General features: G+C 65.3%; 21 protein-coding genes. 18 read left to right on the top strand and 3 right to left on the bottom strand.

All coding sequences use genetic code 11. The annotated features are described in order from the left end of the window. The first annotated feature begins 11 nt into the window (after positions 1–11). From urtE to KUV74_RS12880, 11 genes are all read left to right on the top strand, one after another. On the top strand, positions 12–710 hold the full coding sequence (gene urtE / locus KUV74_RS12930; RefSeq protein ID WP_045992498.1) for an urea ABC transporter ATP-binding subunit UrtE: 699 nt from the start codon (positions 12–14) through the stop codon (positions 708–710). A 256-nt stretch (positions 711–966) separates the two neighbouring features. Next, on the top strand, positions 967–1,890 hold the full coding sequence (locus KUV74_RS12925; RefSeq protein ID WP_108133077.1) for an urease accessory protein UreD: 924 nt from the start codon (positions 967–969) through the stop codon (positions 1,888–1,890). Positions 1,891–1,951: 61 nt separating this feature from the next. Beyond that, on the top strand, positions 1,952–2,254 hold the full coding sequence (gene ureA / locus KUV74_RS12920) for an urease subunit gamma (RefSeq protein ID WP_045992496.1): 303 nt from the start codon (positions 1,952–1,954) through the stop codon (positions 2,252–2,254). 74 nt (positions 2,255–2,328) lie between these two features. Then, positions 2,329–2,682: an urease subunit beta gene (locus KUV74_RS12915; RefSeq protein ID WP_045992495.1), complete on the top strand. Its 354-nt coding sequence runs from the start codon at positions 2,329–2,331 to the stop codon at positions 2,680–2,682. Further along, the gene (gene ureC, locus KUV74_RS12910) at positions 2,679–4,382 is read left to right on the top strand and encodes an urease subunit alpha (protein WP_045992494.1); all 1,704 of its coding nucleotides are present in this window, start codon (positions 2,679–2,681) and stop codon (positions 4,380–4,382) included. The genes KUV74_RS12915 and ureC overlap by 4 nt, the downstream gene beginning before the upstream one ends. Before the next feature lie 55 nt (positions 4,383–4,437). Then, complete coding sequence (gene ureE / locus KUV74_RS12905) at positions 4,438–5,079, top strand: urease accessory protein UreE (protein ID WP_222516527.1); 642 nt, start codon at positions 4,438–4,440, stop codon at positions 5,077–5,079. Continuing rightward, the gene (locus tag KUV74_RS12900) at positions 5,079–5,774 is read left to right on the top strand and encodes an urease accessory protein UreF (protein WP_108448796.1); all 696 of its coding nucleotides are present in this window, start codon (positions 5,079–5,081) and stop codon (positions 5,772–5,774) included. Before ureE ends, KUV74_RS12900 begins: the two co-directional genes overlap by 1 nt. Before the next feature lie 101 nt (positions 5,775–5,875). Further along, the gene (gene ureG, locus KUV74_RS12895) at positions 5,876–6,526 is read left to right on the top strand and encodes an urease accessory protein UreG (protein WP_045992492.1); all 651 of its coding nucleotides are present in this window, start codon (positions 5,876–5,878) and stop codon (positions 6,524–6,526) included. A 56-nt stretch (positions 6,527–6,582) separates the two neighbouring features. Then, the gene (locus KUV74_RS12890) at positions 6,583–7,197 is read left to right on the top strand and encodes a HupE/UreJ family protein (RefSeq protein WP_108133082.1); all 615 of its coding nucleotides are present in this window, start codon (positions 6,583–6,585) and stop codon (positions 7,195–7,197) included. 169 nt (positions 7,198–7,366) lie between these two features. Continuing rightward, entirely contained in the window at positions 7,367–8,809 is a 1,443-nt protein-coding gene (locus KUV74_RS12885) for a phospholipase D-like domain-containing protein (RefSeq protein WP_222516526.1), read from the top strand. A 189-nt stretch (positions 8,810–8,998) separates the two neighbouring features. Continuing rightward, positions 8,999–9,220 carry a DUF1049 domain-containing protein gene (locus tag KUV74_RS12880; protein WP_045992490.1) on the top strand — a complete coding sequence of 74 codons (222 nt, stop codon included), beginning with the start codon at positions 8,999–9,001 and terminating at the stop codon, positions 9,218–9,220. On the opposite strand, the gene KUV74_RS12875 is transcribed toward KUV74_RS12880, so the two are convergent. Continuing rightward, positions 9,156–10,139: a YihY/virulence factor BrkB family protein gene (locus KUV74_RS12875; RefSeq protein WP_083970369.1), complete on the bottom strand. Its 984-nt coding sequence runs from the start codon at positions 10,137–10,139 to the stop codon at positions 9,156–9,158. The two genes, KUV74_RS12880 and KUV74_RS12875, sit on opposite strands and share 65 nt — an antisense overlap. A gap of 111 nt (positions 10,140–10,250) precedes the next feature. Between KUV74_RS12875 and KUV74_RS12870 the strand changes: the two genes are divergently transcribed. The 5 genes from KUV74_RS12870 to dcd all read left to right on the top strand — a co-directional run bounded on the left by KUV74_RS12870 (position 10,251) and on the right by dcd (position 14,825). Further along, positions 10,251–10,649 carry a DCC1-like thiol-disulfide oxidoreductase family protein gene (locus KUV74_RS12870; protein WP_045992489.1) on the top strand — a complete coding sequence of 133 codons (399 nt, stop codon included), beginning with the start codon at positions 10,251–10,253 and terminating at the stop codon, positions 10,647–10,649. A gap of 178 nt (positions 10,650–10,827) precedes the next feature. Next, entirely contained in the window at positions 10,828–11,238 is a 411-nt protein-coding gene (arfB, locus tag KUV74_RS12865) for an alternative ribosome rescue aminoacyl-tRNA hydrolase ArfB (protein WP_045992488.1), read from the top strand. Between the two features lie 248 nt (positions 11,239–11,486). Continuing rightward, positions 11,487–13,118: a hypothetical protein gene (locus KUV74_RS12860; RefSeq protein ID WP_222516525.1), complete on the top strand. Its 1,632-nt coding sequence runs from the start codon at positions 11,487–11,489 to the stop codon at positions 13,116–13,118. A 177-nt stretch (positions 13,119–13,295) separates the two neighbouring features. Then, complete coding sequence (gene apbC / locus KUV74_RS12855) at positions 13,296–14,099, top strand: iron-sulfur cluster carrier protein ApbC (RefSeq protein ID WP_222516711.1); 804 nt, start codon at positions 13,296–13,298, stop codon at positions 14,097–14,099. Between the two features lie 159 nt (positions 14,100–14,258). After that, complete coding sequence (gene dcd, locus KUV74_RS12850; protein WP_045992486.1) at positions 14,259–14,825, top strand: dCTP deaminase; 567 nt, start codon at positions 14,259–14,261, stop codon at positions 14,823–14,825. Positions 14,826–14,942: 117 nt separating this feature from the next. On the opposite strand, the gene purN is transcribed toward dcd, so the two are convergent. Further along, positions 14,943–15,683, bottom strand: a complete 741-nt coding sequence (gene purN, locus KUV74_RS12845; protein ID WP_045992485.1) for a phosphoribosylglycinamide formyltransferase — start codon at positions 15,681–15,683, stop codon at positions 14,943–14,945. Further along, positions 15,680–16,753, bottom strand: coding sequence for a phosphoribosylformylglycinamidine cyclo-ligase (purM, locus tag KUV74_RS12840; protein ID WP_108133088.1), 1,074 nt, complete (start codon positions 16,751–16,753; stop codon positions 15,680–15,682). Before purM ends, purN begins: the two co-directional genes overlap by 4 nt. 174 nt (positions 16,754–16,927) lie before the next feature. Here purM and KUV74_RS12835 point away from each other — a divergent pair, with 174 nt between their 5' ends. Both KUV74_RS12835 and hda read left to right on the top strand, forming a co-directional pair. Then, the gene (locus KUV74_RS12835; RefSeq protein ID WP_045992483.1) at positions 16,928–18,022 is read left to right on the top strand and encodes an AI-2E family transporter; all 1,095 of its coding nucleotides are present in this window, start codon (positions 16,928–16,930) and stop codon (positions 18,020–18,022) included. After that, positions 18,019–18,720: a DnaA regulatory inactivator Hda gene (hda, locus tag KUV74_RS12830; protein ID WP_045992482.1), complete on the top strand. Its 702-nt coding sequence runs from the start codon at positions 18,019–18,021 to the stop codon at positions 18,718–18,720. Before KUV74_RS12835 ends, hda begins: the two co-directional genes overlap by 4 nt. The last annotated feature ends 70 nt before the right edge of the window (positions 18,721–18,790 follow it).

Raw genomic sequence — 18,790 nt, 5'->3', positions numbered from 1 at the left:
GAGGTGGATCGATGCTGAGCATTCGCGGGCTCAATCAGTTCTATGGCGAGAGCCACACCCTGTGGGATCTCGATCTCGACGTGCCCAGGGCGGCCTGTACCTGTGTGCTGGGTCGTAATGGCGTCGGCAAGACCACCCTGATGAAGGCGATCATGGGCGAGGTGCCGATCACCGGCGGTGAGCTTCACTACGCCGACGGTGTCGCGCTGGAGAAGCGTCGCCTCGAGGATCGCTCACGCCTGGGCGTGGGCTATGTGCCCCAGGGACGCCAGATCTTTCCGCTGATGACGGTTGAGGAGAACCTGCGCACGGGCCTCGCCGCCCGTGGTGATGGCCTGCGCCAGGTGCCCGAACGGATCTATGAGCTGTTCCCGGTACTCAAGGAGATGCGTCACCGGCGTGGCGGCGATCTGTCCGGCGGTCAGCAGCAGCAGCTGGCGATCGGGCGCGCCCTGGTGATCGAGCCGAAGCTGTTGATCCTCGACGAGCCGGGGGAGGGCATCCAGCCCAATATCGTCGCCCAGATCGGCGAAGTCATCCGTCGGTTGATCGCCGATGATGGGCTGACCGTGCTGCTGGTGGAGCAGAAACTGCCCTTTGCCCGTCGCTTCGCCGACCACTTCGCCATCCTCGATCGCGGGCGGAGAGTCGCCGTCGGTGATATCGGTGAGCTCGACGACGCCGTGGTGAAGCGCTACCTGACCGTCTGAGCGGTAGCGCGTCAATCAGGATGAATCGCTGCACATCAATGGTGCGCAATCGTAAGGTTGCGCACTTTTTTTGTGCGCGACCAAAGGCGTGCTTTTCTCTGGTGCAATCCTTGGTTGTTCTATAAGAAATTGAAAATTAAGTAGAAAAATAGAGATTCGAGAAGCTGGTACGGGGCTTGCACCTTGATTGGGCAATGGTGGTGGCCTTTTTTACTTTCGCTTGCCACGCCGACTCGACGGACCGCCCGGGAGAGCCATGAGCGCGCAGACAACACAGGATTCGACCGATCGGCACGGCCATCGCTTCGACGCGGGACGGCGCTGGGAGGCCAGCCTCGATCTCGGCTTTCGCCATGATGGCCAGGCCACTCGCCTCTATCGGGTGGATCATCGCGGCCCCCTGCGGGTGCAGCGTCCCTTCTACCCCGAAGGCCGCGACGGCACCTGCCACGTCTATCTGCTGCATCCCCCGGGGGGGCTGGTCAGCGGCGATATCCTGGATATCCAGGCGCGGGTGGGCGCGGGCGCGCGGGCGCTGCTGACCACACCGGCGGCCAACAAGCTGTATCGGGCCGACCGCAACGCCGTGGCCTGGTCCCAGCGCACTCGTCTGGTGGTCGAGGAGGGCGGGCTGCTCGAGTGGTTGCCCCAGGAAACCATCGCCTTCGACGGCTCGCGAGGGGTGCAGGCCACCGAGATCGAGCTTTCCGGCAGCGCCCGCTGCCTGGGCTGGGAGGTGCTGGCGCTGGGCCGGCCGGCCAGTGATCTGCCGTTTGCCAGCGGCCACCTCGAACAGCGCTTCCGGTTATCCCGGGACGGACGACCACTGTGGATCGAGCGCCAGCCCCTCGACCCTGACCATCGTCGTTTTCACGGCGCCTGGGGGCAGCGAGGGTGCAGCGTCCAGGCAACCCTGTGGGCGGTCGGGCTCGAAGACGAGTCCGCGGCGATCGAACGTCTGCGCCAAGGGTTGGGGCAGGGAGGGAATGACCTTGCCGGCAGTCCCGGCGCTGGTGAAGCCGAGCGCTGGGCCGTCACCGTACGTGATGGCGTCCTGCTGCTGCGCTACCTCGGTCACTCGCGGCGCGAGGCCTGGTCGCTGTGCGAGGCGGCCTGGACGTTGCTGCGTCCGATGCTGATGGATCGCGAGGCCTGTGTGCCACGCATCTGGTTTACCTGAATGTCATGCCGGGCGGGACAGGCGACCCCTGGCCACCCTGACCAACATCGAGGATGAAAGGATGGAGCTGACACCGCGTGACAAGGACAAGCTCTTGCTGTTTACCGCTGGCCTGGTGGCCGAGCGGCGACGCGCCAAGGGGCTCAAGCTGAACTATCCCGAGGCGGTGGCCTTGATCAGCTGCGAGATCATGGAGGGTGCCCGGGAAGGCCTGAGTGTGGCCGAGATGATGAGCCGAGGGCGCCAGATACTGGGGCGTGACGAGGTGATGGAAGGGGTGGCGGAAATGGTCGACGAGGTGCAGGTCGAGGCCACCTTTCCCGACGGCACCAAGCTGGTAACGGTGCACAACCCGATCTCGTGACGCTGCCAGGCCCCGGCTTGATCCGGGGGCGACGCGACAGGCTCATACGCTGATACCAATAGGGAGGGCGCGGGATGATCCCCGGAGAATACCAACTGAAGGACGGTGACATCGCCCTGTGCGAGGGTCGCGACAGGGTCACGCTGGAGGTGGCCAATCGCGGAGATCGACCGATTCAGGTCGGATCCCACTATCACTTCGCCGAGACCAACCCGGCACTGGCGTTCGATCGCGACAGGGCGCGGGGCTTTCGTCTGGACGTGGCCGCCGGCAGCGCGGTGCGCTTCGAGCCGGGGCAGAGCCGTGAGGTCACCCTGGTGAGCTTCGCCGGACGTCGTCATATCTACGGCTTTCGCGGTGAAGTCATGGGCGCGCTGGACGATGCCGGTGCACCCAGCGGCGACAGCGGCCAGGAGGACGCCCGATGAAGATCAGTCGTCAGGCTTATGCCGACATCTATGGCCCCACCGTCGGAGACCGGGTGCGCCTGGGAGACACCGAGCTGTGGATCGAGGTAGAGAAGGACGCCACCCACTACGGCGACGAGGTCAAGTTTGGTGGTGGCAAGGTCATTCGTGACGGTATGGGGCAGAGCCAGCGTCTCGACCAGACGGTGATGGACACCGTCATCACCAATGCCCTGATCCTTGACTGGTGGGGCATCGTCAAGGCCGACGTGGGCCTTCAGGCGGGTCGCATCGCCGCCATCGGCAAGGCCGGCAATCCAGACACCCAGCCGGACGTCACCATCGTGATCGGACCCGGCACCGAGGTCATCGCCGGCGAGGGCAAGATCCTCACCGCCGGCGCCATCGACGCCCACGTGCACTTCATCTGTCCGCAGCTGGTGGACGAGGCCCTGGCCAGCGGCATCACCACCATGCTGGGGGGCGGTACCGGGCCTGCCACCGGATCGAACGCCACCACCTGCACGCCGGGGGCCTGGCACATCCATCAGATGCTCAAGGCCTGCGACAGCCTGCCGATGAACATCGGTCTGCTCGGCAAGGGCAACGCCAGCCTGCCTGAGGCGCTGGAGGCCCAGATCGAAGCGGGCGCCATGGGGCTCAAGCTGCACGAGGACTGGGGTACCACCCCGGCCTCCATCGATACCTGCCTGAGCGTGGCCGAGCGCTACGACGTTCAGATCGCGATCCACACCGACACCCTCAACGAGTCCGGTTTCGTCGAGGACACCCTGGCGGCGTTCAAGCAGCGCGGCATCCATACCTACCATACCGAGGGCGCCGGGGGCGGCCACGCACCGGACATCATCACCGCCTGCTCGAAGGACTATGTGCTGCCGTCGTCGACCAACCCGACCCGGCCCTACACGGTCAACACCGTCGACGAGCACCTGGACATGCTGATGGTATGTCATCACCTCGACCCCAACATTCCCGAGGACGTGGCTTTCGCCGATTCGCGCATTCGCCGCGAGACCATCGCCGCCGAGGACATCCTGCATGACCTCGGCGTCATCTCGATGATCGCCTCGGATTCGCAGGCCATGGGACGCGTCGGTGAGGTGGTGTGCAGGACCTGGCAGACCGCTCACAAGATGAAGGTGCAGCGTGGTTTACTGCCGGAAGATCAAGAACGTGGCGCCGACAACCTGCGTGCCCGCCGCTATGTGGCCAAGTACACCATCAACCCCGCCATCACCCACGGCCTGGCCGATGAGATCGGTTCTGTCGAGGTGGGCAAGCTTGCTGACCTGGTGCTGTGGGATCCGGCCTTCTTCGGCGTCAAGCCGGCGCTGGTGCTCAAGGGGGGAATGATCGCCATGGCCCCCATGGGCGACCCCAATGCCTCTATCCCGACACCCCAGCCGGTGCACTACCGTCCGATGTTCGGGGCGCTGGGCCAGGCCGCCGCGGCGACCCGGGTGAGCTTTGTCTCTCAGGCCGCGCTGGATGCGGGGCTCAAGGATCGGCTGGGGCTTCAAAGCCGCCTGGTGGCTTGCCGGGATGTGCGTGCGGTGCGCAAGGGCGACATGAAGCTCAATGACCGTTGCCCGGATCTCAAGGTCGACGCCCAGACCTACGAGGTCACCTGCGATGGCGAGCTTCTGACCTGTGAACCGCTGGACGTGCTGCCGTTGGCCCAGCGCTATCACCTTTTTTGAGTCAGCGATGATGACGGTTTTCGACAGTGCCGCTGACAGTACCAAGGAGTCATCCATGAGTTCGCTATTGTCGCTGACCCGCCGGCTCGGGCCGTTGCCCGTCGGCGATGGGCAAGACGGCGTCCAGGACACCCTGACCCTGAGCTACGACGATCGCATCAAGGGGCGCCTGCGGGTGACCCTGGACAGCGGGCGTGCGGCGGGTCTGTTTCTCGAACGCGGTCCGGTGCTGCGCCACGGCGACGGTCTTCAGGCCGAGGACGGCAGCCGCGTCCGGGTCATCGCTGCGCCGGAACCGGTGGTTACCGCCTGGGTAGCGCCGGGGCCGGACGCCGGCCTTGCGTTGGCTCGGTTGTGCTACCACCTGGGCAACCGCCACGTGACCCTCGGTATCGGCGAGGGCGAGTACCAGGGTGACGCCTGCTGCTACGTGCGCTTTGCGCCGGACCATGTGCTGGAAGAGCTGGCCGAGCGGCTTGGTGCGCGGCTCGAGCACCACCAGGCGCCGTTTGATCCCGAGCCGGGCGCCTACACCATGGGTGGGCATTCGCATGGTCATTCGCACAGCGATTCTCATGACCATGACCATGGGCACGGGCATTCGCACGGGCATGGCCATTCACACGGCTCGCCACATGGCTCTTCACATGGCTCCTCACATGGCTCCTCACACAGCCACGCTCAGGGGATCACCTGATGGCCGGGATCGAGTCTGCGTCACAGGCGCACGATGATCTGGCCCTGCTGGGGCTGCTGCAGCTGGTCAGCCCGGCGTTGCCGATCGGCGCCTTCGCCTGGTCCCAGGGGCTCGAGAGCGCCTTCGAACTGGGCTGGGTTCACGATGAAAAGAGTCTTGGCGACTGGCTCGAGGGCGTGCTGGAGGATGGCCTGGCGGTGGCGGAACTGCCTGCCCTGGCGCGACTCGTCGAGGCCTGGCAGCAGGGCGACGAGGATAGGGTGGCGCATTGGGACTGCTGGCTGGGGGCGGTACGCGAGACCCGAGAGCTGCGCGAGGAGGATCGCCAGCTGGGCGCGTCGCTGGTGCGCCTGATGCGCAGCCTGGGGCTGGCGCCCGAAGCCGGGTTGCCTGACGAGCCTGGCTATGTGACCGCCTTCAGCGCCCTGGCGGTAGCCCGCGGGTTGCCGCCGCGCCAGGCCATGCTGGGCTTTGCCTGGGCCTGGCTCGAGAACCAGCTGGCGGCAGCCTGCAAGGCGCTGCCGCTCGGGCATACCGCGGCCCAGCGACTGGTCGAGCGGCTGCGTCCGGCGCTGGTCGAGGCGGTGGGGCGTGCCCTGATCATCGACGATGACGACATGGGGCCGGCGCTGCCGGGGCTTGCCCTGGCCAGCGGCCTGCACGAAACCCAGTACTCGCGGCTGTTTCGCAGCTGAGCGAGTGACAACGATGCCATCGATACCGGGGTATCGACGGCGCCATTCTCCGGTCTTCGACACGTCGGGGAATGGCCTTACATGACAGGCAGGAGAACACCATGACCACTTCAACCACTCCCTCCCAGTGCCTGCGCGTCGGCGTGGGCGGCCCGGTGGGCTCGGGCAAGACGGCGCTGCTCAAGCAGCTGTGTCGGGCCCTGCGTGATCACTACGATATCGCCGTGGTGACCAACGACATCTACACCAAGGAAGACGCCGACTTCCTGACCCGCAACGAGGCGCTGTCGCCGGATCGCATCCTCGGCGTCGAAACCGGCGGCTGTCCGCACACCGCGATCCGCGAGGACGCCTCGATGAACCTGGCGGCCATCGACGAGCTGCACCGCCGCCATCCTGGGCTCGAACTGGTGCTGGTGGAGTCCGGCGGCGACAACCTGTCGGCCACCTTCAGTCCTGAGCTGTCGGACCTGACGCTCTACGTCATCGACGTCTCCGCGGGTGACAAGATCCCGCGCAAGGGCGGGCCGGGCATCACCAAGTCGGATCTGTTGATCATCAACAAGATCGACATTGCCGAGCAGGTGCATGCTTCGCTGGAGGTGATGGACCGTGACTCGCGCAAGATGCGTGGCGAACGTCCTTTCGTCTTCACCAATCTGTATGACGGCGTCGGTCTCGACACCATCATCGGTTTCATTCTCGAGCGGGGCATGTTGCCCGACCGGCGAGCCGAGGCAGTGGAAGCCTGAATCGCCCGTTACCACGCAGCCGAAGCGTTGCGTTCTCAGTCAACAAGGAGTCTGTCATGACACAGCGTTCTCGTGTTTCTTCCCGTTCCCTGGCGATCGCCGGCGCCATGGCCGCTGGCCTTGTCGCACCGCTGGCGCTGGCGCACCCCGGCCACGGCGTCGAGCATGGCGGCCTTGCCGCCGGCCTGATGCATCCCTGGTTGGGGCTCGATCACCTGCTGGCGATGGCGGCTATTGGCCTGTGGAGTCTGGGGCAGGGGGCAGCCATGCGACGCTTTACCCCGCTGATGGCACTGGCTGGCATGCTGGCCGGGGCTGGTCTGGCGCTGTCCGGCGCGCTTCCCGCCGGCGCCTTGCCCGGTGTGGAAGGGGGAATTGCCCTGTCGGTGCTGATCGCCGGGGTCATGGTGGCGGCGCTGATGCGTCTGCCGGCAGCGCTTGGCGGAGGCCTGGTGATCGCCCTGATGACGATGCATGGCATCGCCCACGGCGCCGAGATGCCCGCAGCCGCCTCACTCGTCGCCTACGTGGTGGGCTTTTCGGCCTCGACGCTTGCCATCACCATGCTGGCGCGGGTGCTGGGTGGCTGGCTGGCCAGCCGTGAACAGCGCCTGGTGCGTGCCCTCGGCGCCGCCATCGCGGTCTGCGGTGGGGTGCTGGCGCTGAGCTGAGCGATCTCCCACTGACCGTCGATGGTCTCTCGCGCCCGGCCCTGTGCCGGGCGCGAGCGTTTGAGGCTGCTGCATCGTCCCGCCTGCGACGGCGGAGACGGGTACGTGTGTGGGTGAAACGTTTTGGGCTATGCTCGTGCGCCACGGATGAATTCGCCAAGAGGACGCTATGGCCAGGCTGGGACGCACGATCAAATGGAGCGGGGCAGTACTGCTGGTCGCCTGGGCGGGGATGGGGCTGTGGCAGAGTATCAAGCCACTACCGGAAAACGTCGGCAAGGCCTGGCCCGAGCGGCCAGTGGGCGAGGTCGAATTTCTCGCCGATCGAACCTGGTATGACGAGGGTGGCCGCCGTCATCTTGATCAGCACATCTTTGACGAAGCGGTGGCGATGATCGAGGGTGCCCGCCGGCTGATCGTCGTCGACATGTTCCTGTTCAATCGCCTCGAGGGCAGTGGCGGGGGCGACTTTCTGCCCCTGGCCGAACGCCTTGCCGATGCGCTGATCGCCGCCCGCCAGCGCCAACCGGCGCCGCGAGTGGTAGTGATCACCGACCCCCTAAATACTCTCTATGGAGGCCAGCGGGTGCCGCTCTATCAGCGCCTCGAGGCGGCGGGGGTCGAGCTTGCCATCACCCGTCTCGATCGCCTGCGCGCCTCCAACCCGCTGTGGTCAGGCCTTTGGCATCTGGGACTGGATCGGCTTGGCAACGACCCGGACGGGGGCTGGCTGCCCAATGCCTTCGGTGGCGAGCCGGTGACCCTGAGAAGCTACCTGGCGCTGCTCAATTTTCGCGCCAATCATCGCAAGACGCTGACGGTGGATCACGCCGAAGGGTGGTCGACACTGATCACCTCGGCCAATCCTCACGACGGCAGCAGCCTGCACTCCAACGTGGCGCTGAGGATCGATGGGCCGGTGGCCCGTGACGTCATCGCCTCCGAGGCTGAGGTGGCGTCCTGGTCCGGCGTCGAGGTATCGCAGTCGCCAGCGCCCGAGGCCGAGCCATCGGATAGCGCGATGGCGCAACTGCTGACCGAAGCCGCCATCCGTGACGCTGTGCACGCTCAGGTCGATGACACCGTCGCTGGCGATCGGCTGGATGTCGCCGCTTTCTACGTCGCCCACCGCGGGGTGGTCCAGGCGCTGAAGGAGGCCAGCGAGCGAGGAGTGGCGGTTCGGGTGCTGCTTGACCCCAATCGTGAGGCCTTCGGTTTCGAAAAGGGAGGCCTGCCCAACCAGCCGGTGGCCGAAGAGCTGTTGGACGCGGGCGTTCAGGTGCGCTGGTGTGTCACCGACGGTGAGCAGTGCCACAGCAAGGTGGTGCTGGTGAGAAGGGGTCCGGCGCAGGACGAGCTGGCAGACGCCGTGATTCTGGGCTCGGCCAACCTGACCCGACGCAATCTCGACGATTTCAATCTTGAAAGCAGCGTCTTGCTAAAAGGGCGAGGGGTCGCCGCCATCGACGAAATCGGCGCCTGGTTCGACCAGCGCTGGGACTCGAGCGACGGACGTCGAACCAGCCGAGCCTGGGCGCCGCGGGACGAGGCTGGCTGGTTCGATGGCTGGCGCTATCGATTGATGGAGGCCAGCGGCCTGTCCACCTTCTGACCTCGCTGGTGGGCTGTGCAGGACGGTGGAGATACCGACGCGGGAGCAGGATGTGCCTCGACCGGCCAGCTTGACAGTCCGCCACCCCGCGACCATGTTTCACACGCTGGCCGACGCTCGATTTGACACAATTTCGAGCTCGGCGTGGCGACATCGCAACGCCCGTGTCGGGCACAAGGAGAGTCTTCGATGGAAAAGTTCTGGTTGGTGGTAAAGGTCGTGATTCTGGCGCTGATCGCCATCCTGGTGGTGCAGAACATCGAGATGGTGCAGGTGAAACTGCTCGGCTGGACCATTGCCATGCCGATGGCCCTGCTGGTGGTGGTGATCTACCTGCTGGGCATGATCAGCGGTCGCGGCCTGATGGGGCTGATTCGTCGCCTGCAGGGCAAGGAGCCGCAGCGCCGCTGAGGGCATCGACCCGCGAGCGCTTGCGAGGGTCCTGGTGCCAGGGCAGGCCGAGGCGGCAGTTGTGCTCGAGCTCTGCGATGACCTGGGCGCCCAGCAGCAGGATCACGGCGCCGATCTCGAGGCTCAGCAGCACCACGATCAGGGTCGCCAGGGGGCCGTAGACCGCGCTTACCAGTGACAGGTTGGCGAAGTAGTAGACCAGGGCGATCCTGACCCCTTCCCACATCAGGGCGGCGGCAAAGCCCCCGGCCAAGGCGCGCCTCAGGGAAATGCGTACCACCGGCAGGACCTTGTAGATGGCGCTGAACAGCAGGAAGACGCCGACGAAGCTGGTCAGGTTGAGGGCCGGCTCCGACAGCGAGGCCATGGGCAACTCACGGCCGTATAGCGCCATCCACAGTCCATTGAGGGTGCTGGCCAGGCTGACCGCCATGGCCAGCGCCAGCAGCGCCGCACTCAGTACCAGCATGAAGGCGTAGGGCAACAGGAAGGACACCCAGAGGCTGCGGGTGTCCTTGACGTCGGGCTTTCTGAAGATCAGCGCCAGGGCGTCTTCCAGCATGCGAAAGGCGAAGGAGCTGAAGATCAGCAGCACCGGGATGCCGTAGATACCGATGGCATCGCGGGAGTCCAGCAGTGCGCGCACCGACTCCAGCATCACCTCGGCGTGGGTCGGGGCGATGTGGCGTGCCTGCATGGCGATCACATTGAGCAGCTGCTGCTCGTCCACGACCTGAGCCATCGCCACCACCATCAGTGCGAACAGCGGAATGGTGGACAGCAGAATATTGAAGCCGACCCCGCCCGCCAGCAGCATTCCCCGATTGTGCAGAAAGTGGGTCAGCACCCGCCACATGAAGAAGGCGAGCCGTGGCAGCAGAGTAAAGACGGCGTGTTGGTACCAGCGCGGTGCTGTCATGGGCCCGAATCGTCCTTGAGGGATAGGGCATGATACGCTGGGAGCCAGTGTCAGCGTCAAACCCTTGCCCAACCAGATGGTCTAAGGGCGGGGGTACGCCGGGAGGAACGAGTGGCATCTGCAGACCAGGAATCCCGCACCGAATCCGACGCCAGGCTGATCTATGATGGACAGTGTCCATTGTGTCGGAGCTTCGTGTCGCGCTACGGACTGTCCAAGGGACGGCTGGATCTCGTTGATGCGCGCCATCACCCCGAAGAGGTCCGGCGTCTGGAGCGTCTGGGCTGTCGCCTGGACGAGGGTATGGTGCTGGAGCTCGGCGACGAGCGCTACCATGGTGATCAGGCGGTACGTATGGCGGCAGTGGCCGGGCGAGGTCGAGGTCCGTTGTCGCGTGGGATGCTGTGGTGGCTGTCGTCGAGACGGCGAGCACGCCTCAGCTATCCGCTGCTCAAGGCCGTTCGTCGTGTCATGCTCAAGGGGCTCGGCGTCGGTCCGATCAGGCCTTGAAGTGTGTCGCTCCCACCGGATGGGGCCGCCGACGGCCTGGCGTTGATCATCAACATTGAGCATCGGCAACGGGCATCAGCACTGGGTATCAGCACCGGGCATCGGCACCGACCAGCGATACTGGCCACCAACGCCGTTCATCTACCGTCATTTATCAAGCCACCAGGAGGGAGGCAAGATGCAACTAAGTCGACGTCTGTCGGTCCCTCATAGCGAGATCGCCATGAGTGCGATTCGTGCCCAGGGAGCCGGTGGCCAGAACGTCAACAAGGTCGCCTCGGCGATTCATCTGCGCTTCGATATTCAGGCATCGTCGTTGCCTGACGACGTCAAGGAGCGCCTTTTGGCGCTCAATGATCATCGCATCACCCAGGACGGAGTGGTGATCATCAAGGCCCAGTCGGAACGCACCCAGGAGGCCAACCGCGCAGCGGCACTGGCGAGGCTGAAATCGCTGTTGCAGCAGGGACTGGTGATTCCCAAGGCGCGTCGCGCCACCCGGCCCAGCAAGGCGGCCAAGCGGCGTCGCCTCGAAGGCAAGAAGCAGCGGGGCAAGCTCAAGTCGCTACGCGGCAAGCCGGAGACGTAGTGCGTCGAACAGGCGCTGCATCCTGAACGCTTGTGAGGGCGGCTTTCCGCAGACTCCTGCGCTTCGGTAATGGGGCTCGACGCTCTGCGGAAAACATGCTCGGATAGGGTACACGGCAATTTTCTAATGCTCGCTAGCGCGTATTTTTGATGGAGCACACCCCTGACGCGCCCGCAGTCAGGCAGTATGCTGTGATCACTTTGGTCCTCGAACCTCAGGACCCGTCCCACCCCAAGGGAGACCCCCGAATGGAAGAGATCAATCCCGACAAGGACAACAACACCGAGAAGGATGGCAACACCTCCGAGGCGACCCAGTCTTCAGCCTCCGGCAAGGATGCCAAGGAGCTGTTCAAGGACAACCGAGTCAAGGGCCTGGCGGCGGTGGCCGGCGTCAGCCTGATCTGGGCCATCGGTGCCCAGCTCAGCGCCAGTTCCAACGGCGAGGCACGCACTGCCCTGACCAAGGAACTCGATGCCAGCGAGTCACGCGTCGAGACCCTGCGCGAGCAGGTGTCCGGGCTGGAAGAGAGCCAGGCTACCCTGGAAGCCCAGCGTGCCGAGCTCGAGAGCCAGGTATCCCAGTGGGAAGAGGCCGAGACCTCGCTTGAGGAAATGCGTGCCCAGCTCGAAACCCTGAAGGCCGAGGAGGCCGAAGCGCGTACCGCCCAGGCGGCAGCCGAAGAGCAGGCCGCCCAGGTACAGGCCGATCTGAAGGAACTCGAATCCACCCAGGCATCCTTGCAGTCCGACCTGGTGGCGGCGCGCAATCGTCTGGAAGAGGCGCAGAACGAACAGCAGCAGCTGGTGGAGCGTCGTGATTCGCTCAAGTCCGAGGCTGAGTCCTTGACCGGTGAGGTCGATGACGCCGAGAAGCGCCTGAGTGATCTGGAAAGCTCCATCGAAGAGAAGCAGAGCGCCGTCGGTTCACTCGAGGAAGAAGTGGCGAGCCTCGAGAGCCAGCAGCAGGAGGCGCAGAAGCAGGCCGAGCAGGCCCAGGCCCGCCTCGAGCAGACGCTGGCCAGCACCGCCGAGCAACGCGAGCAGGCCGAGGCGCGTGTTCGCCATGCCGAGTCCCGTGCCGAGGAAGCGGTCGCCCGCCGCGATGAGCTGCAGGCCAGGATCGATGAACTCGAGGCCCGTGCCGACGAGCGTCGCCAGCGTCTGGCTCGTCTCAACAATCAACTCGACACCTGGCGCATCGAGCTCGAGAACCTCGATCGTGCCACCGCCGAGCTCTCTGACGGCGCATCCTCCGGTCAAGGCAGCGACAGCGAGGGTAGTGCCGATGAGCAGGCCTCGTCCCAGGGCGAAAGCAGCAGCGGCTCCGTCGAGGTCATCAGCTCCGGGGGTGGCGACCAGAGCAATGGCGACCAGAGTGGTGGCGGCGAAAACAGCGGCGACCAGAGCAGTGATGGCATGAGCCAGGCCGATATCGCCGTTCAGTCGGCGAAGCGGTCGGCGGCAGAGGAACAGTCGTCGCAGGAGCAGGACTCTTCTCAGTCCTCGGGCAACAGCGCGGCCTCGGCCAGCGAGCAGGGCTCCAACGAGAGCGCCGCCGAGGACGAGGACGTGGCCTCGTCCGAGTCCATGGAGAAGACCCCGGGTGGCAGCGAGGGTGATCAGGCTTCTGCCGACGCCTCCCAGAGCGGGGAAGGTTCCTCCGCCGACGCTTCCCAGGCGGATGCGGCCAGCGAAGAGGGCTCCGCCGATGCGGCCGCCGAGGGCGAGGAGTCGTCTACCCAGTGGACCGATGAGGTAGCCTCCGGTGCCGCCGAGGCCGTCGAGACGGTCAAGGACGTGGCCCGTCAGGCTGCCGAGAAGGTGCGCGATGCGGCAGCCTCGGTCACCGACGACGCCAGCACCGAAAGCACCAACTGAGCGTCAGCGAGACGGTTGCCGGCGGTGACGTCGGCAAGGTTGCGGGAAGCAACAGCGGCGGGCCTTCGGGCCCGCCGCTGCGTTTGGCGGTCCCGCTTCGCTTAACCTCGCGCCGCCTGGGCCCTATACTGGCCCGGCGGATTAACCGCGCCCATCTGGAAACAGGAGCGAGACGTGATCGAAGGGGTCAAGCATATCGTTGCCGTGGCATCGGGCAAGGGTGGTGTCGGCAAGTCGACGGTGACCGTGAATCTGGCGCTGGCCATGGCCGCCGAAGGCTATCGCGTCGGCGTTCTCGACGCCGATATCTACGGGCCCAGCCAGGCGCAGATGCTGGGAGTCGGCGAAGGCGTGCGCCCCCAGGCGAGCGGCGAGAACCAGTTCCTGCCGCTGGAGGCCCACGGCATCCAGGCCATGTCCATGGCGTTCATGGTCGACGTTCGCGAGCCCATGGTGTGGCGTGGCCCGATGGTGGCGGGGGCCTTCCAGCAGATGCTCAACCAGACACGCTGGAGCGACCTGGACTATCTGTTCGTGGACATGCCGCCGGGCACCGGTGACATCCAGCTCACCCTGGCCCAGAAGGTACCGGTGGACGGCGCGGTGATCGTCACCACGCCCCAGGACATCGCCTTGCTGGACGCGCGCAAGGGCATCGAGATGTTCCGCAAGGTCAAGGTCCCGGTGCTGGGCGTGGTCGAGAACATGAGCCTGCATACCTGTTCGAAGTGCGGCCACAGTGAGCCGGTCTTCGGCGAGGGGGGCGGAGAGCGCATCGCCGCGGAGTACGAAACCCGGGTGCTGGGGCGCCTGCCGTTGTCGATGGGCATTCGTGAGCAGGTGGACGGTGGACGTCCCAGCGTGGTCGCCGAGCCCGACGGCGAAGTGGCGACGACCTTCCGCACCATGGCGCGCCAGGTGGCCGAGCAGATCGACGGTGAAGGTGGCGACCAGGGGCCGAGCATCAGCTTCAGCGAGTAAGGGCCAGCGGAGGGTGACGCCTGGCGGCGTCGCCGGCTGATCCTCATCAAGCGCCTGTCAGGCGCCTATCACCTTTGTATCGTGACGTGGCAGCGAGGGGCCGCTATCATGTGGCCCCACCGAACGCGTCCACTCTTCGAGCACCCAGCAGGAAGTCCCATGAGCATCAAGTCCGACAAATGGATCCGCCGCATGGCCGAGAACGAGGGCATGATCGAGCCCTTCGAGGCCGATCAGGTTCGCTACGTCAACGACCGGCGGGTCATCTCCTATGGGACCTCGAGCTACGGCTATGACGTACGCTGCGCCGACGAGTTCAAGGTGTTCACCAACATTCACTCGGCGGTGGTCGATCCCAAGGCCTTCGACGAGAAGAGTTTTGTCGACATCAAGGGCGACGTCTGCGTGATTCCGCCCAACTCCTTCGCGCTGGCGCGGACCGTCGAGTACTTTCGCATCCCGCGCAGCGTGCTGACTATCTGCCTGGGCAAGTCCACCTATGCGCGTTGCGGCATCATCGTCAACGTGACGCCGCTGGAGCCGGAGTGGGAAGGTCACGTGACCCTCGAGTTTTCCAACACCACCAATCTGCCGGCCAAGATCTACGCCAACGAGGGCGTGGCACAGATGCTGTTTCTGGAATCTGACGAGATCTGTGACACTTCCTACGCCGATCGTGGCGGCAAGTACATGGGCCAGCGTGGAGTGACTCTGCCGCGCACCTGAGTGCGAAGAGGCGAGGGCTTACCGCTCACGCGACTGCTGCATGCAAGGCCCACAGACAACAAGGCCCGCCGATCGCTCGGCGGGCCTTGTTGTTTCAGGCGACAGCGCGGCCAGATTTCACCGGGACTCGTCGTCCTCGTCGAGTTCCTCGGCGGCGTCCTCGTGGGACAGTCGCATGCCGCCCGGCGGCAGCGGCTGGCCGTCGATGGTCGCGATGTCGCCCTGCAGGCGCAGACGTCCCTCGAGGAACCAGCGTACCGCGATCGGGAAGATCAGGTGCTCACGACTCAGCACTCGCTCCTTGAGGGTCTCTTCGGTGTCATCCTTGTTGACCTTGACCACGGCCTGGATCGCCACCGGCCCGCCATCGAGTTCCTCGGTGACGAAGTGTACGCTGCAGCCGTGCTCGTCGATGCCGTCGGCCAGTGCCCTGGCGTGGGTGTGCAGGCCCTGATAGGCCGGCAACAGCGACGGATGGATGTTGATCATCCGTCCCATGAAGCGCTGGACGAAACGCGGCGTCAGGATGCGCATGAAGCCGGCCAGCACCACCAGGTCAGGCTCGTGGCGCTCGATCACCTTGATCAGGGCGCCGTCGAAGGCATCGCGGCTGTCGTACTCGCGGTGGGGCAGGGCCACCGCGTTGATGCCGGCATCACGCGCCCGCTTCAGACCATAGGCGTCAGCGACATTGGACACCACGGCCACGATCTCGCCACCCAGTTCGTCGTGGCTCTGGGCGTCGATCAGGGCCTGCAGGTTGGTGCCACCCCCCGAGATCAGCACTACCACCCGTGGCTGGGTGGCCTCTTCCGGGGTGAAGCCGTTGAGCTCGCCCTCGTTCACGCCCTCGCTCATGACGCCGGCATCTCCAGTTGCACCTGCTCCTCGTCGCCCTGGCGCGCGGCGATGTGGCCAATGCGATGGACGCCTTCGCCCTGGGCCTGCAGGTGAGCGCGGATCTGGTCGGCCTGATCTTCAGGTACCACCAGCACCATGCCGATGCCGCAGTTGAGCACGCGGTGCATCTCATGTTCGTCCACGTTGCCCTGCTGCTTGAGCCAGTCGAACACCGCAGGGCGCTGCCACAGGCTGGTATCGACGTGGGCGGTGAGGTCCTCGGGAAGTACCCGGGGCAGGTTCTCGAGCAGGCCACCACCGGTGATGTGGGACAGGGCGTGGACCTGATAGTCGTCGTGGCGCAGCAGTTCCAGCAGCGGCTTGACGTAGATGCGTGTCGGCGCCATCAGGGCGTCGCCCAGTGACTGGCCGTCGATGTCGGTGGACAGGTCGGCGTCAGCCACCTCGAGGATCTTGCGGATCAGGGAGTAGCCATTGGAGTGAGGGCCGGATGAGCTCAGGCCCAGCAGTACGTCACCGGCGGCGACCTTGGTGCCGTCGAGGATCTCGTCCTTCTCCACCACGCCGACACAGAAGCCGGCCAGATCGTAGTCGCTACCTTCGTACATGCCGGGCATCTCGGCGGTTTCGCCACCGACCAGAGCACAGCCGGCACGTTCGCAGCCTTCGCCGATGCCGCTGACCACGTCGGCGGCGATATCGACGTCCAGCTTGCCGGTGGCATAGTAGTCGAGGAACAGCAGCGGCTCGGCGCCGGCGACCACCAGGTCGTTGACACACATCGCAACCAGATCGATGCCGATGGTGTCATGGCGACCCAGGTCCATGGCCAGGCGCAGCTTGGTGCCGACCCCGTCGGTGCCGGAGACCAGAACCGGCTCACGGTAGCCGCTGGGCAGCTGGCACAGCGCGCCGAAGCCTCCCAGCCCGCCCATTACCTCGGGGCGGGTGGTGCGTTTGGCGACGCCCTTGATGCGATCGACCAGGGCGTTGCCGGCGTCGATATCGACACCGGCGTCCTTGTAGCTGAGCGAAGCCCTTTCGGGGGAGGAGGAGGAGTCGGTCATGACAGATCCTGTGGAGTCGGTCGAGCCGCGGGCGTGGTGCGCACCAGCGGACGAACGTGAGACAATGGGCACGTTGGGGGCGGAGATTGTAGCACTGTGCTTCGGCCATCGCAGCCATGGCACACTATCGGTCGGGCATCACAGGGAATGGTGGTTTCTTTCGGGGAAAAGCGAATGAGCAAGCAGTGGTGGATTGTCGCCGCGGTGGCGGCTGTTGTGCTGTGGTTCTTCGTCAGCATCGAACCGGTGTTGGCGCCCTTCTTCGTCAGCATGGTGCTGGCGTACCTGGGTGACCCTATCGCCGATCGCCTGGAGGAGCGCGGGCTGTCGCGTCAATGGGCGGTCTGCGTCGTGTTTGTGCTGTTGACGCTGCTGGTAGGGCTGACGCTGCTGCTGCTGGTGCCGCTGCTGGGACAGCAGATCGGGCAGCTGGTGGAAGCGCTGCCGGCGGTACTGAGCTGGATTCAGAGCACGGTGTTGCCGGAGCTGCAGTCGTTGACCGGGCTCGATCTCAGCACCGACTTCGATGCACTGCGCAAGGCAGTACTGGAAAACTGGAAAGAAACCGGTACCGTCGCCGCCAGCGTACTGGCCCAGGTGTCGCGGTCGGGTATGGCGCTGGTCGGCTGGCTGGCCAATCTGGCGTTGATTCCGGTGGTGACCTTCTACCTGCTGCTGGACTGGGACGTGCTGGTGGGCAAGGTCAGGCGGCTGCTGCCGCGTCAGTGGGAGCCGACGGCCGTTCGGCTGGCCAAGGAGTGCGACGAGGTGCTGGCGGCCTTCCTGCGTGGCCAGTTGATCGTGATGCTGTGTCTCGGCGTCATCTATGCCATCGGACTGACGCTGCTGGGTGTTCGCTTTGGCCTGCTGATCGGGCTGCTCTCAGGACTTGCCAGCATCGTGCCCTATCTGGGCGTGATCGTGGGGATCTCGGTGGCCGGTGTGGTGGCCTTCTTCCAGTTCGGCGACTGGCTGGTACTGCTGGGCGTGGGGCTGGTGTTCGGCTTCGGGCAACTGGTGGAAAGCACCCTGCTGCAGCCGAAGCTGCTGGGGGACAAGATTGGCCTGCATCCTGTCGCGGTCATCTTTGCGGTGCTGGCCGGCGGCCAGCTGTTCGGCTTCACCGGTGTGCTGCTGGCGCTGCCGGTGGCGGCCATGGTGATGGTCATCTTGCGCTACCTGCATGATACGTATAAGAATTCGTCGCTCTATGACGCGGAGCATGAATCCGACAAGGAGCCCTCCGCCGCCAACGAGGAGTCCTCATGAGTCGAGCCCCCGCGCAGTTGCCTCTGGGCGTCGGACTGCGCGACGACGCGACCTTCGACAACTACCATCCGGGAGCCAACGCCACCCTGGTGGAGTGCCTGAGCCATCAGTTCGATGACAACGGCGAGCCCTTTCTGTACCTGTGGGGGGGCGACGGCGTCGGTCGTAGCCACCTGTTGCAGGCGGCCTGCCACCAGGCCTCCGCGCGGGACCTGCGAACCCTCTATCTACCACTGGAGGAGCTGGGCCACTTCCCGCCGTTGATGCTCGAGGATGTGGAGCGTCTCGACCTGGTGGCCATCGATGATCTGGATCGAGTGGTGGGGCGCAAGCGCTGGGAGGAGGCGCTGTTCCATGCCTTCAACCGGCTGCGAGACAGCGGCAAGCGATTGTTGATCGCCGCGGATCGCCCGCCCCGGCAGCTCGATATCAAGCTGGCGGACCTGGCGTCACGGCTGACCTGGGGCATGACCTTCCACCTCAGGCAGCTGTCCGACGAGGACCGCATGCAAGCGTTGAAGCTGCGTGCCCACCTGCGTGGCATGGAGTTGCCCGACGAGGTGGCACGCTACATCCTGCATCGTGGTGCACGCGAGCTCAGTGAGCTGTTTCGCTCGCTCGAGGTGCTGGACAACGCCTCGCTGTCGGCGCAGCGCAAGTTGACCATCCCCTTCGTCAAGAAGGCACTGGACTGGTAGCGGTCTGGGCATCTCCAGCAAAGCTCTCCAGGAAAGCAAGACGGCGACCCGCAATGGGTCGCCGTCCTGT

Origin of the sequence: Halomonas sp. DP1Y21-3 (assembly GCF_019801245.1) — a bacterium.
GTDB classification, from domain to species: Bacteria; Pseudomonadota; Gammaproteobacteria; order Pseudomonadales; family Halomonadaceae; genus Halomonas; species Halomonas litopenaei.
The sequence above is the reverse complement of the archived record's forward strand: the minus strand, read 5'-3'. Positions and strand labels throughout refer to the sequence as shown.